The organism is Bacillus sp. V2I10 (assembly GCF_030817055.1).
GTDB lineage: Bacteria > Bacillota > Bacilli > Bacillales > Bacillaceae > Bacillus_P.
Map to the genome: position 1 here is coordinate 399357 of NZ_JAUSYV010000001.1, position 13037 is coordinate 412393.

14 protein-coding genes and 1 riboswitch are annotated in these 13037 nt (G+C 41.2%); of the genes, 8 read left to right on the forward strand and 6 right to left on the reverse strand.

Annotated features, from left to right (window positions below; translation table 11 throughout):
* The first annotated feature begins 6 nt into the window (after window positions 1-6).
* The 6 genes from QFZ72_RS02210 (at window position 7) to QFZ72_RS02235 (ending at window position 4069) form a co-directional block, all read left to right on the forward strand.
* Complete coding sequence (locus tag QFZ72_RS02210; RefSeq protein WP_307428847.1) at window positions 7-801, forward strand: MBL fold metallo-hydrolase; 795 nt, start codon at window positions 7-9, stop codon at window positions 799-801.
* 105 nt (window positions 802-906) lie between these two features.
* A complete protein-coding gene (locus QFZ72_RS02215) occupies window positions 907-2127 on the forward strand; it encodes a S1C family serine protease (RefSeq protein WP_307439549.1) in 1221 nt (406 codons plus the stop codon).
* Window positions 2128-2315: 188 nt separating this feature from the next.
* Window positions 2316-2471, forward strand: coding sequence for a CxxH/CxxC protein (locus tag QFZ72_RS02220; RefSeq protein ID WP_070878890.1), 156 nt, complete (start codon window positions 2316-2318; stop codon window positions 2469-2471).
* A gap of 82 nt (window positions 2472-2553) precedes the next feature.
* Window positions 2554-3033, forward strand: a complete 480-nt coding sequence (rlmH, locus tag QFZ72_RS02225) for a 23S rRNA (pseudouridine(1915)-N(3))-methyltransferase RlmH (protein ID WP_101567196.1) — start codon at window positions 2554-2556, stop codon at window positions 3031-3033.
* Window positions 3034-3094: 61 nt separating this feature from the next.
* Complete coding sequence (locus tag QFZ72_RS02230; RefSeq protein ID WP_307428850.1) at window positions 3095-3763, forward strand: YdeI/OmpD-associated family protein; 669 nt, start codon at window positions 3095-3097, stop codon at window positions 3761-3763.
* 114 nt (window positions 3764-3877) lie between these two features.
* Window positions 3878-4069 (forward strand): hypothetical protein, encoded by a 192-nt coding sequence (locus QFZ72_RS02235; RefSeq protein ID WP_307428853.1) that lies wholly within the window; start codon window positions 3878-3880, stop codon window positions 4067-4069.
* Between the two features lie 83 nt (window positions 4070-4152).
* Here the strand turns inward: QFZ72_RS02235 and QFZ72_RS02240 are convergent, their stop codons facing one another.
* The 4 genes from QFZ72_RS02240 to QFZ72_RS02255 all read right to left on the reverse strand — a co-directional run bounded on the left by QFZ72_RS02240 (window position 4153) and on the right by QFZ72_RS02255 (window position 8642).
* The gene (locus QFZ72_RS02240) at window positions 4153-6099 is read right to left on the reverse strand and encodes an FtsX-like permease family protein (protein ID WP_307428856.1); all 1947 of its coding nucleotides are present in this window, start codon (window positions 6097-6099) and stop codon (window positions 4153-4155) included.
* On the reverse strand, window positions 6089-6850 hold the full coding sequence (locus QFZ72_RS02245; protein WP_307428859.1) for an ABC transporter ATP-binding protein: 762 nt from the start codon (window positions 6848-6850) through the stop codon (window positions 6089-6091). Before QFZ72_RS02245 ends, QFZ72_RS02240 begins: the two co-directional genes overlap by 11 nt.
* A 101-nt stretch (window positions 6851-6951) precedes the next feature.
* Complete coding sequence (locus QFZ72_RS02250) at window positions 6952-7956, reverse strand: sensor histidine kinase (protein ID WP_307428861.1); 1005 nt, start codon at window positions 7954-7956, stop codon at window positions 6952-6954.
* Entirely contained in the window at window positions 7953-8642 is a 690-nt protein-coding gene (locus QFZ72_RS02255) for a response regulator transcription factor (protein WP_284015773.1), read from the reverse strand. Before QFZ72_RS02255 ends, QFZ72_RS02250 begins: the two co-directional genes overlap by 4 nt.
* A gap of 160 nt (window positions 8643-8802) precedes the next feature.
* Window positions 8803-8907, forward strand: a riboswitch (SAM riboswitch).
* 80 nt (window positions 8908-8987) lie between these two features.
* Between QFZ72_RS02255 and mmuP the strand changes: the two genes are divergently transcribed.
* Together mmuP and mmuM are read left to right on the forward strand one after the other, a co-directional pair.
* Window positions 8988-10391, forward strand: a complete 1404-nt coding sequence (gene mmuP / locus QFZ72_RS02260; protein WP_307428864.1) for an S-methylmethionine permease — start codon at window positions 8988-8990, stop codon at window positions 10389-10391.
* Entirely contained in the window at window positions 10366-11334 is a 969-nt protein-coding gene (gene mmuM / locus QFZ72_RS02265; RefSeq protein ID WP_307428867.1) for a homocysteine S-methyltransferase, read from the forward strand. The genes mmuP and mmuM overlap by 26 nt, the downstream gene beginning before the upstream one ends.
* 52 nt (window positions 11335-11386) lie before the next feature.
* Here mmuM and QFZ72_RS02270 read toward each other — a convergent pair whose 3' ends face one another.
* Together QFZ72_RS02270 and QFZ72_RS02275 are read right to left on the reverse strand one after the other, a co-directional pair.
* Entirely contained in the window at window positions 11387-12595 is a 1209-nt protein-coding gene (locus tag QFZ72_RS02270) for an MFS transporter (protein WP_307428870.1), read from the reverse strand.
* Between the two features lie 12 nt (window positions 12596-12607).
* Window positions 12608-12958: a MarR family winged helix-turn-helix transcriptional regulator gene (locus tag QFZ72_RS02275; RefSeq protein WP_307428872.1), complete on the reverse strand. Its 351-nt coding sequence runs from the start codon at window positions 12956-12958 to the stop codon at window positions 12608-12610.
* Window positions 12959-13037 lie beyond the last annotated feature (79 nt).

The following is a 13037-nucleotide window of genomic DNA, read 5'->3' on the forward strand; positions in this document are numbered from 1 at the left end:
GAAACGATGAGCTTGCAATTCAGTGTTCTCGCAAGCGGAAGCACGGGCAATGCCACTTATATAGAAACAGATCAGCATTCATTGCTCGTTGATGCGGGATTCAGCGGAAAACAAATGGAAGTGCTGTTTCAGATGATCGGACGGAAAATCAATCAGTTATCCGGTATTCTGGTTACCCACGAGCACAGTGATCATATTAAAGGTTTAGGGATTCTTGCAAGAAAATATAATTTGCCGATTTACGCGAATGAGAAAACGTGGAATGCGATGGAAGGGCAGATTGGAGCCATTCATCCTGATCAAAAGTTTATTTTCCAGACGGGCACCGTTCAGTCATTTGGAGGACTTGATGTAGAATCATTCGGCGTGTCACATGATGCAGCAGAGCCGATGTTTTATGCCTTTCACCATGAAGGCAAGAAGCTGGCACTAATTACGGATACAGGGTATGTGAGTGACAGAATGAAGGGGATCATCGATAATGCGGATGCCTTTGTTTTTGAAAGCAACCATGATGTGGGCATGCTTAGAATGGGTCACTACCCGTGGAGTGTCAAACGCAGGATTTTAAGCGATGTAGGGCATGTTTCAAATGAAGATGCTGCGCTTGCAATGACCGATGTAATCGGAGATAAAACAAAAAGAATTTACCTGGCGCATTTAAGCAAAGACAACAATATGAAAGAGCTCGCAAGGATGTCTGTGGAGCAGACTCTTGCAAGTAAAGGGTTCATGTCCGGCGAACAGTTTGAACTGTACGATACAGATCCTAAAAACCCAACGCCCCTCGTTAACGTCTAAGATATAAAAATAGATTTTTTTGGATATCCTTGAGTATAATATTGCTAAGAAATACACACTATTCATGCAGGGTTTGTCTGTGTGAAAGGATGGGTGAGAAAATCGATGGGGTATTACGATCAGGACTATGAACAGTATAATCGAAGACAAAAGGGAAACAGGGGCGGAAAGTTTCTGCCAGGCCTGCTTGGCGCTATTTTGGGAGGTCTTCTTGTCATTTTTTCCATTCCTGTGCTTGCAAATATGGATATCCTTCCATATGACCTGGCTTTAGGAGATGACGAAGAAGAAACTGGCGAGGATCAGACTCCGAACGCAACCGAACCTTCCAAAAACATTTCAGTCGATGTAAGCACGGCTGTTACCCAAGCTGTCGACAAAGTCTCAAAAGCTGTCGTTGGCGTGGTTAATATTCAGGAAGCCGGTTTCTGGAATGAAAAAGGCGAAGCTGGAACAGGATCAGGTGTCATTTACAAAAAAGAAGGAGGCAATGCTTTCGTGGTCACCAACTATCACGTCATCGCCGGAGCCACTCAGATTGAACTGAGCTTAAGTGATGGAACCCGTGTACCTGCTGAAGTCCTCGGAAGCGATGAGCTGATGGATCTGGCCGTTCTCCGAACAGAAAGCAAACAAGTGGAGCAAGTCGCGGAATTTGCGAATTCTGACAAAGTGAAGCCTGGAGAACCCGTCATTGCCATCGGTAACCCATTAGGCCTTCAATTTTCAGGTTCAGTCACACAGGGCATCATTTCTGGTACAGAAAGAGCAATCCCCGTTGATTCCAATAATGATGGGGAGGTTGACTGGAATGCGGAAGTTCTTCAGACTGATGCAGCCATCAACCCTGGAAACAGCGGCGGAGCGCTCGTGAATATCGATGGAAAATTAATTGGCATTAACTCAATGAAGATTGCCCAATCAGCAGTAGAAGGCATCGGGCTTGCTATTCCAATCAATCTTGCTGCTCCAATTATTGATGACTTAGAAAAGTACGGAGAAGTCAGACGCCCGTTCCTTGGCATCGGCATGCGTTCTTTAAATGAAGTATCAAGCTATCATTGGGAGCAAACACTGAAGCTTCCGGATAAAGTACGGTCAGGTGTAGTGGTCATGAGCGTAAATCCGGTCTCACCGGCAGGCCAGGCTGGACTGAAGGAGCTTGATGTTATTACGGAATTCGATGGCCAAGAAGTAAAAGATATTATTGACCTTAGAAAACAGTTATATAAAAAAGCTGTTGGTGAAAGTGTAGAACTTACTTTTTACCGGGAAGGAAAAGAACAATCGGTTAAGCTGAAGCTTGGAGAAGAACAGGAGGGTTAATGCTCCTGTTTTTTCTTTGTACGAGAAGAATGTATATAAATTTCCGCATGGGTGTTTAGCTCCATCGCCCAACTCCTCGGCCAGAACAAATCCGTCAAAAAATTCATGCCGGATTCTTATCTGACATGCCTGAGCTAAACGGGCGCTTGTGCTTTTCTTGATCACATGTGGATAAAAGGAGAAGACAAATGAAATGCTGTGAAGAACACATAGAATTAGCCATTGATATGTATGTAGACGAGCATGAAATTGCGCCAGAAATCGAAAAAATCAGAGAAATCAACAAGTTATCCACAACCTGTGAATTGTGCACAAACCCTGCTGTATATATAGTGGGGAACTAATATTCGCACACTAAATGTGGATAAGTTGTGCACAAATGTGGATAACATCTGTTGGTAATCTGTTCTTAAGTGGGGATAGCCTGTGAATATAACAATTTGTACAATTGGAAAGTTAAAAGAGAAATATCTAAAACAAGGAATCGATGAATTTTTAAAGCGATTAACACCATATGCAAAAGTCGAAATCATCGAACTGCCTGACGAAAAAGCGCCTGAAAACCTAAGCGAATCTGAAATGGAGCAGGTTAAACAGCGGGAAGGCGAACGGATCTTATCAAAAATCTCGGATGACACCCACGTCATCGCCCTGGCGATTGAAGGAAAAATGAAATCTTCCGAGCAGCTTGCAGCTGACTTAGATCGTCTTGCTACATATGGAAAAAGCAAAGTTGCATTTGTTATTGGCGGTTCATTGGGGTTGAGTAATGAGGTCATGAAACGGGCGAATGACACGCTTTCTTTTTCAAAAATGACGTTTCCTCATCAGTTAATGCGATTGATTTTGGTGGAGCAGGTTTATCGGGCTTTTCGGATTAATCGGGGGGAACCGTATCATAAATAAAGCATCCGCAATTTTTTCTTAAATAAAAAAATCTTAGAATAAATGAAACGGGTGAATAACGATGGCTAAAACAATCACAGAAAAATTAAACTTACTAAAATATAAAGAGTCAGCTGTACTGAACTTACCAAATGGTGCAGATTATTTAGCAGAATTAACGGATTATGACACAGAATTAGCTGATCATGCTTATGACCTTATTTTTGCATTTGTATTAGATATGGAATCTTTAAAGAAACTTGTAAAAAAGGTTATCGATGAAAATCATTTAAATAAAAACGGCTATCTCTTTTTGGCTTATCCTAAAAAGGGAAATAAAGTATATCCTGCCTATATCCATAGAGATGAATTATTAGATGGGTTAGGGGCAGATGAAAATGGCTATGTTGGGACAAGCAGCATAAAATTTGCCCGTATGGTCGGATTGGATGATGTCTTTACGGTTGTTGGTCTAAAAGAAGACTCTAAAAGCAAAAATCACACATCTGCAAAAGCAAGTCAATGTGTTGATGATTATATCGGATTTATATCAGACGTAGAGAAAGATTTGCAGGATACTCCAGATTTACTTGCTTTCTATCAATCACTCACCCAAGGATATCGTAAGGATTGGGCCCGTTATGTGTATAGCGCAAAACAAGAGGGAACAAGAGCAAAACGGCGCGATGAAATGAAAATGATTCTTGGGAAGGGTTTCAAGAGCCAGGATTTATATCGCAGGAATAAATAATGATATAAAAACGAAGGAGCTTTGCACTCCTGAACTTTTGCATTGATGCATTTAAAAAAAATTAAAAATGCTCTTGGTAGATAAATTTGATATCTGAAAGGAGTTAACTTTCATATGAAGTACCTAAAATCTCAGATGAAACAGCTGATTAAAGAAAATCAGGAATTGCAATTTAAATTGAATGGACTGATGAAGGAACATAGCCTTGAGAAAAACTTTGCCCTCAAAGCCCTGTACCATGCAGAAGTTGCTGAAGGCGGAAAATATCAGCTTGCCTATCAAGCATTGGACTTGCCTAGAAGGTAGGTCTTTTTTTATCCGGCAGAAATAGACGCTGCTTCAGATCATAAGAAAAAGTCTCCAGCAGCAGCTGGAGACTTTTATGCCTATTACAAAGCTTCTTTAATCACTTTCTTATAATAAAGAACAGAAAGCACCCCAAAAATCGAATACAATCCAGTGTACAGCACCATAACTATGATCATTGGTGTCCAAACCTCAGCTCCAAATAAAAACCAGCCCGATTGCACGGCGAAATAACTGTGCAAAAGTCCGATCACTAATGGAATCCCAAAACTGAAGAGCTGTTTGGCTTGAATGCCTTTCAGCAAGTCTCCTTGTGTAAAGCCAAGTTTTCGCAAGATGGTGTAATTCGGTTTTTCCTCTTCACTCTCGCCCATTTGTTTAAAGTAAAGAATGCATCCGGAAGTGACCAGGAATGACAATCCAAGGAAGCCGACGATGAACATGACGAGCCCCATGTTTTTCTTTTGGCTGCTGGTGAGTTCAAGCTGGGAATCGTTTGGTGCGTTTTCATTCAACTTCATTTCGGTAAACAGTCTGTTGGCTTCTTTTACTTCTTCTTGGTTTGCGATATCTATGCCGATATAGGTAGAAGTCGGCTGCTGAATGTCAGGGTTTATGTCTTTTTTCAGCTGTTTAAAGACAGAGTCATCCACGATCACAGTCGGCAGTCCGCCCTTTGTGAAATACCATGAGATCGGGTAGTCTTTTTCTAAACCTAAATAGGTTTGGGGGATGGTTTTTGTTTTACCGATCAGCTCAATGTTTCCTGAATCGGCCATCGGCATAAATTTTTGGAGCAAATCGCTGTATCCGGTAAAAATGGTTTCGTTTCTTGATAGATCTTTTCCTTTCACTGATTTTTCACTAATTACAGGGACGGTCATCTTATTCGGATCAAAGTTCATTCCATCCAAATTTGCAGTCAGAATGTCTTTTATATCGACATCAACCATGACGATTTCAATTTTTTCTTCTTTAAAGGCTATGTCATCAGATTCAAGAGCTTTTTTAAACTGTTCAGCACTTTGATCATCTGTAATGGAAAAGTCAGCAGGCACCTGATTTTGAGCTGTTTTTTCCGCCGAGTAATATGAGATATAACTCAGGGATAATAAGCCAATCGCCAGAGCCGAAACGGTCGTAATAATGGTTAAAAGGAGAGCATTCGATTTCATTCGGAACATAATGGATGAAAGAGATAGCACTTCGCCGACTTTAAGATAACCATCTTTCTTTTTTCGGATCATATGAAAGATAAAACTGACGGATCCTTTGTAAAAAAGGTAGGTTCCAAGAATGACAGAACCAAGAATAAAAATCATGGCACCAAAGAGAGCGGGCGTGGACTTGAAGTCTCCCCCAAATAACCTTGAAGAGACAAAATAACCAGCTGCGATCAAAATCATACCCAGAATGCCAATTGTTATCTCGAAATAAGACATCTTTTTCACTTTCTCTTCTGCGGATGACAGAACTCTGAATAAAGAGAGAATGCTTTGTCTTTTAATAAACAAATAATTCATCAGCATGATAAGAAGGTAGATGACAGAAAAAACGACAAGTGTCTGCAGGAAGGCTTGCATAGAAAAATGAAGAGCCGCCACATCTTCAACACCTGTAATCTTAAATAGAATCATCATGATCAACTTCGATACTGAAAATCCTGTAAGGATGCCCAAAATGAGTGATCCAAAATATAGAAGAAAGTTTTCTGCTGTAAGGATGCGGAAAATTTTATTTTTTGTCAGTCCAATAAGCTGAAACAAGCCAATCTCTTTGCTTCGCCGTTTGATAAAGATGTTATTGGCATACAGCAGAAAGATTGTCACAATGACGACAAGCAGGACAGATGCAGCCCGGATGCCGGCGCCGCCTTTAATGGAACCCTCTACCGCGTCCATTGAAGGATCATACTGCAAAGTGACAAAAGCAAAATAAAGCGCGACGCTGAAAATAAGTGCAAAGATATAAAGATAGTAATTCTTCAGGTTCTTTTTCAGATTTTTGACGATGAGCTGATTAATGTTCATACTGCACACCGCCTAAGACACCTTGTGTTTTGATGATATCTTTAAAGAAAGCCTGTCTTGTTTGCTCCCCTTTGTTCAATTGTGTGTAGATTTGTCCGTCTTTTATAAAGATGACTCTGCTGCAGTAGCTTGCCGCAGCCGGATCATGCGTGACCATGACAATGGTTGCTTTTCTTTTTTCATTTAGTTCGGTCAATTTATTCAGCAGGTCAGCAGCGGATTTAGAATCAAGTGCGCCCGTTGGTTCATCGGCGAAAATGATGCTTGGTTCATGAATAAAGGCACGTGCTGCAGAAGTACGCTGCTTCTGTCCGCCGGAAATTTCATTCGGATACTTATCTTTTAACTCGTAGATGCCGAGCTCATTTGCTAAAGCATGAAATTTCTGGTCCGCCTCTTTTTTAGGTACCTTTGAAATGGAAAGCGGCAGCAAAATATTTTCTTTAACTGTCAGTGTGTCCAGAAGGTTATAATCCTGAAAAATAAATCCGAGATGATGCTTTCTGAATTCAGCAAGCTCCTTTTCCTTCATCCCCGTCATTTCTTTGTTTTCAATTTGGATGGTCCCCCCGCTCACTTTATCAATAGAAGACAGGACATTCAGCAGCGTTGTTTTGCCCGAGCCGGACGCACCCATAATGCTGACAAATTCACCTTTTTGTATAGTAAGGTCAATTCCTTTAAGGACTTCCTGTTTATTCAATTTATTTCCGTAGCTTTTATGGAGCTTTGATGCTTCTAATATCGCCATACTCGCTTCCTCCTCTTAATTCGATATCTTAATTATAAAAAGAAGAAAGAGCCTTTTCCTTTTATTGTGCGAACAAAAAAGAAAAGCATGTGACATTCTTGTCACACGCTAATGACGGCTGCAAAGTCATTTCTTTTTGGGAAAGTTAACGTAAATGCTGTTTCTGTGTGGATAATAGACTGTGCGTGAATATCAATCAGCAGCGGTATAGCTGCTTTTTTAGCGAGATACAGCCCCATCCCTGTAGCAGCATGATCATGATGGTTTATGGTCGATGTGAAGCCTTTATCGAATATGCGGGGCAGGTCCTTTGGATCAATACCCCGGCCAAAGTCTTTCACCTGAACGCTTATTTGATCATCCTGCTTCCAGCTTTTTATGATAATGTTAGACCCCTCGCTGTATTTCACTGCATTCGTTAAGATTTGTCTAATAATAAAGGCAAGCCATTTTGCATCACTAAGAACTTTCTTTTGATCAAACTGAATGTCAAAACCAATCCCTTTTTGAATACACCATGCCTGAAGTGTTTTAATTTCACTGAAAATCACGCTTTCCAAATCAACCGTTTCAATATATAAATCATTTTCAATAAAAGGAATCCGTTTTTGATGCAGCTGCTGATCAAGCAAAAGGTGAATCCGCAGCCACTCATACGTCAAATGAGTTTTCATCACATCGTCTTCCATGCGTTCGATCATTAAATGCATGGCAGTGAGAGGAGTCTTCACTTCATGAATCCACGATAACAGTTCATCTTTTTCCTGTTCAAGCGAAATTCTGTTGTGCAAAGCATCTGTTTTCAGGGCCTGTGCCTGTTCGCTGAGCGTCTTTTCAACCAATTGTTCAAACGGGCTTTCCGGAGCTGGAATGCTTGATATATCAAGGTTGTTTTCCCGATCTTCCAGACTTTTAAAAAAGGCAGTTTCTTTGTTGTACCGAACGGCTAAGAAGACAATAAACGAGATCATGGAAAGAAAAACAATATACAGGACTGACTGTACTGGAATGGCTGAGTCAATGAAAGCGATAAAGAGAATAAAAAAATGAATCATAATAAAGAATAGAATCCAGCTGCGGCGCTCTTTTAAGAAACGGAGAATCATACCATTTCCTCTTCTGCCGCAAGATATCCCTGGCCTACTTTTGTCTCAATAAATTGACCAAGACCAATTTCATCCAGCCGCTTTCGCAGGCGATTGACATTCACTGTTAACGTATTATCGCTTATGAAGCGTTTATCATCCCACAGGCTGTTCATGAGCTTGTCTCTGCTGACAATTTTGTTTTTTTGTTCAATCAAGAGTTTAAGAATGAACATTTCATTCTTTGTCAGTTCAACGGAACCGGTTTCGTTCGTAACCGTATTTCGCTCATAATCAACCGCAGCATTGCACCATGTTTTCAGACTTACTTGCTCTGTATTGTAGTTATAAACACGGCGGAGAATGGCCTGGATTTTAGCAATCAGCACATCAAAGTGAAAAGGCTTTTGGACAAAATCATCAGCACCAAGCTGCATAGACATGACCATATCAGTCGGATGATCCCGCGAGGAGAGAAAAATGATCGGCACATTCGAATGCGACCGGATCATCCGGCACCAATGAAAGCCGTCAAACTTCGGCAGCTGAATATCAATGATGACCAAATCTGGCTTTACGGCTGAGAATTCCTGCATGACTTTATTAAAATCTGTAATGCCATAGACATCATAAGACCACTGATTTAATCGTTCTTTGATTTCATTAAACAGGGTTAAATCATCTTCAATTAATAGAAGTTTAAACATGAGTTTCACCACACTATAAGGTTTCTTTTACAATTATTGTATAGGAAAACAGTTCTGTGTGCTATAGATGGTCTTAGATGTCAGAACACTTAAGTGAACGGAATATTCATACTAATCTTGACATTGATTCAATAGATTGCTATTGTAGTAAAAAAATAATTTCTTATCCAGAGAGGTGGAGGGACTGGCCCTTTGAAACCTCAGCAGCAGGTCTCTTATGATACTGTGCTAACTCCAGCGGGTGAATTGACCTGATAGATAAGCGTGCCTTTTATTTGTCAGTAACGCACTCTTTTTAAAGAGTGCGTTTTTCATTTTTTTGGATGTGAAAAAAGGGGAGTAAAAATGGAAGCTAAGCAGCAATTTCAGAGGAAAATGCAATCTCGACATTTAGTAATGTTATCTCTTGGAGGTGTAATTGGGACAGGTTTATTCTTAAGCACGGGTTATACGATTCAACAGGCTGGACCGTTTGGGACGATCCTGTCGTATCTTGTTGGTGCCCTGGTCGTTTATCTCGTTATGCTTTGTTTAGGGGAATTAGCCGTCCATATGCCGGAGACTGGCGCTTTTCATAGCTATGCCGCTAAATATATTGGTCCAGGAACAGGATATACTGTAGCCTGGCTGTATTGGCTGACTTGGACGGTTGCGTTAGGTTCGGAATTCACGGCAGCGGGGCTGCTGATGCAGAGGTGGTTTCCATCTATTAACGTCTGGATTTGGAGTGCGGTGTTTGCATTGCTAATCTTTGCATTAAATGCTGTGACGGTTAAGTTTTTCGCGGAATCTGAATTTTGGTTTGCATCGATTAAAGTCGTTGCCATAGTGATTTTTATTCTTTTGGGAGGAGCAGCAATTATTGGTTTTATTCCACTGACGGATTCCAATTCAGCTCCGTTCTTTACGAATCTCACAAGCGAAGGATTATTTCCGAATGGTGCATTTGCCGTTATTATGACGATGCTTGCTGTGAATTTTGCCTATTCGGGAACAGAATTAATAGGGGTTGCAGCTGGAGAAACAGTCAATCCGGAAAAAACGATTCCAATGGCCATTCGGACAACATTATGGAGATTGATTATCTTTTTTGTTGGAACCATTGTTGTCTTATCTGCACTGCTGCCCGCATCGGATTCAGGAGTTTTAAAAAGTCCCTTTGTTTCTGTATTTGAACGAATTGGCCTTCCCTATGCAGCAGATATCATGAATTTCGTGATCTTAACAGCTATTTTGTCTGCAGCAAACTCAGGCCTGTATGCTGCTTCTAGAATGCTCTGGTCACTTTCAGATAAGAAAACGATATCACCCATTTTTGCAAGAGTGACAAAGCGCGGTGTGCCTATATATGCAGTGATTTTCAGTATGCTGGGCGGCACCTTGGCTTTGTTCTCAAGTGTTATTGCACCAGATACCGTATATATAGTCCTTGTCTCCATTTCAGGTTTAGCCGTGGTTGCCGTATGGATGAGTATTAGCGTGTCACAGTTTTTCTTTCGCAGACAATATATTAAACAAGGACATTCGATAAAGGACCTGGTTTACCGGACACCTTTCTATCCCCTGGTACCGATTGCATCTTTTGTGCTGTGTCTGGCATCTTTGGTTGGAATCGCATTTGATCCCGCACAGCGAATTGCCCTCTATTGCGGCATTCCATTTATTTTGTTTTGCTATGGAAGCTATTATGCAACACATTTTATTAAGAAAAGAGGAGAAGGATATGCAGCAGAATCTCAATCCAATTGAAGCCATTTTACGTGACTATTCCGTCATGATCCTTGATGGGGCACTTGCTACAGAACTCGAACAGCATGGCTGTGATTTGGACGATCCCCTTTGGTCTGCCCGAATATTACTCGAAAACCCCGAAGTGATTTATCAGGTACATTCAGACTATTTCCGTGCGGGAGCGGACTGTGCTATTACGGCCAGCTATCAAGCAACAATCGATGGTTTCTTGAAGCGGGGAATCGAAGAAGAAGAAGCATTGCAGTTAATAAAGAAAACAGTGCTGATTGCAAGAAAAGCCAGAGATGATTTTTGGAAGGAAGAAATGGAAGCAATTAGACCAAAGCCGTTGGTTGCGGCATCAATTGGGCCTTATGGCGCCTATCTTGCAGACGGTTCAGAGTATACAGGCATCTATGGGGTTACGGATGAGACTTTAAAAGATTTTCATCGTCCCAGAATGTCAGCTTTGATTGAAGCAGGTGCTGAAATACTGGCATTTGAAACCATTCCTTCTCTTCAGGAAGCAAAAGTTTTAAGTGATTTATTGGATGAATTTCCCGATACATATGCTTGGCTATCCTTTTCCTTGAAAAATGAGAAAGCGATTAGTGATGGCACTTTGCTCGAGGTGTGTGCAAATACCTTCGGGGACAACGGGCAAATTGCTGCAATTGGGATCAACTGTGCACCACTGGAATTAGTGAATGAAGCCATAAAAGTGATGAGCGGGCATACAAAAAAACCAGTTATTGTTTACCCGAATTCTGGAGAAGCCTACAATCCAGCCACTAAAACATGGCATGGCCAGAAATCTTGTCTTGAACTGGATCATCTATCAGAAGACTGGTTCAAGGCAGGTGCCCGCTTAATAGGAGGATGCTGTCGAACAGCGCCTTACCATATTGAAAAGATTTCAAAAAAATGGCGGATCAGTGAAAAGATCAATTCTGAAATTTAATAGATCCAACAAAAAAGGACATCCTCATTCGGGATGTCCTTTTTCCTCCTCATCAAGCAGATGCAGAAGCATTAACTTTTGCCCATGCCGCACTTTCTTTCTTCCCGTGCAAAAAATAGTAAAGAACAGAACTGGCAAGGACTAATACACCTAAAATCACATACAAGGTACTGTATCCTGTCACCGGAATGACAAATCCAAGCAGATAAGGTCCGAACCCTAAACCTGCGTCAAGGAAGATAAAAAAAGTCGAAGTGGCGAGACCCATACGGTGAGGCGGCGTTAATTTAACAGCAATCGCCTGTGTCGTTGATTGCATGTTTCCAAATCCAAGTCCGATCAAAACACCAGAAAGCAAGAAAATGAAGCTAGTACTTGCCGTGCTCAAAAGGAACATACCTGCTCCAAATAAGAGGAAGGCAGGATACATAATGAAATTTGCCCCTTTTTTGTCCATTAATCGGCCCGTAAATGGACGTGAAGCCAAGACAGCTGCCGCATAGACGACGAAAAAGAAGCTTGCTGTGCTGACAAGATGAATGTCCTTCGCATAGAAATTAATAAAGGACAGGACACTTGAATAGCAAAACGCCGCTGCAAGTGTAATAAATGCGATCGGCAAAGCTCTTGGCTCTACAAAATTTGAAAGTCTGAATCCTCGTACTTCTGCTTTTTTTGCTGAACCATCAAGCGGGGGCACATACAAGAAAAAGGCAATGATTAAACTGATGACGCCTAATGCAACGCTGAAGGTAAAGATAGTTTGAAAGCTTGCATGCTGGCTCAAGTACAGCCCGATGAAAGGGCCGATGGCTGTTGCAAGAGTTGCACTCATACTGTAGTACCCGATGCCTTCCCCTTTTCGAGAAGCGGGAATAATCTGTGCTACTATAGTGCCTGTTGCTGTACTTGCAATACCCAGGGTAATTCCATGGACAAGACGGTTGAAAAGAAGGAAGCCAAGTCCAAACTCAAAGAAATAAAAGGCTGTTGTCAGGGTAAACAGAAAAAGCCCTGTATACAGGATCCTTTTACGGCTGAAAGTTACAATGAGCCTTCCAATTAAAAGCCGGCCAATCAGTGCGCCTATAATAAAAATCCCGGTTACAAGTCCCGCCTCACTCGTAGAGGCACTGTACTCATTCACTGCAAAAACAGCAATAGTCACCATTAATAAGTAAAAGATTAACGTTAAGAAAAAATTGATGGACGACACGACAATAAAGTCTTTCGTCCATAATTTGGATGTTGTCTGATTCACGTTTTTGCCACCTTACTCTCTAATATTGTTCCGAATATCTTTCATGATCCGGATCACCTCAAGCTGTTCTTCTTCTGAAATTCCTTTTAAAATTTCCTGTTCATAGTCATCGATTGTTACTCGAACATCCCCGTAAACCTTTCTCCCAAGATTCGTAAGCTGCATTCTCTTTTCACGCTTATCCTTGCCGGGAACATGCTCTACATATCCCAGTTCCTCAAGGCGGCTGATGGTTCTTGTAACGGTAGGCTTTTCAACACTTTGATAATCGGCAAGCTCAACAAGCGTAGCTGTCCCGTAATTCCATAAATAATGCAAAACAGACCATTGAGCTCTGTATAAATCGTGTTTGGCAAGCTCCATATTCAGTCTGTTTTCAAAAGGACGGTATAACAGCAGAAGCTGCTGAAAAAACTTTTGATATGTTTTTATAGGAAACACC

Bases quoted from the DNA above. Each gene is read 5' to 3' on its own strand.
- QFZ72_RS02210 (WP_307428847.1), top strand. From the start codon at position 7: ATGAGCTTGCAATTCAGTGTTCTCGCAAGCGGAAGCACGGGCAATGCC.
- QFZ72_RS02215 (WP_307439549.1), top strand. From the start codon at position 907: ATGGGGTATTACGATCAGGACTATGAACAGTATAATCGAAGACAAAAG.
- QFZ72_RS02220 (WP_070878890.1), top strand. From the start codon at position 2,316: ATGAAATGCTGTGAAGAACACATAGAATTAGCCATTGATATGTATGTA.
- QFZ72_RS02230 (WP_307428850.1), top strand. From the start codon at position 3,095: ATGGCTAAAACAATCACAGAAAAATTAAACTTACTAAAATATAAAGAG.
- QFZ72_RS02235 (WP_307428853.1), top strand. From the start codon at position 3,878: ATGAAGTACCTAAAATCTCAGATGAAACAGCTGATTAAAGAAAATCAG.
- QFZ72_RS02240 (WP_307428856.1), bottom strand. From the start codon at position 6,099: ATGAACATTAATCAGCTCATCGTCAAAAATCTGAAAAAGAACCTGAAG.
- QFZ72_RS02245 (WP_307428859.1), bottom strand. From the start codon at position 6,850: ATGGCGATATTAGAAGCATCAAAGCTCCATAAAAGCTACGGAAATAAA.
- QFZ72_RS02250 (WP_307428861.1), bottom strand. From the start codon at position 7,956: ATGATTCTCCGTTTCTTAAAAGAGCGCCGCAGCTGGATTCTATTCTTT.
- QFZ72_RS02255 (WP_284015773.1), bottom strand. From the start codon at position 8,642: ATGTTTAAACTTCTATTAATTGAAGATGATTTAACCCTGTTTAATGAA.
- mmuP (WP_307428864.1), top strand. From the start codon at position 8,988: ATGGAAGCTAAGCAGCAATTTCAGAGGAAAATGCAATCTCGACATTTA.
- mmuM (WP_307428867.1), top strand. From the start codon at position 10,366: ATGCAGCAGAATCTCAATCCAATTGAAGCCATTTTACGTGACTATTCC.
- QFZ72_RS02275 (WP_307428872.1), bottom strand. From the start codon at position 12,958: ATGGAGCTTGCCAAACACGATTTATACAGAGCTCAATGGTCTGTTTTG.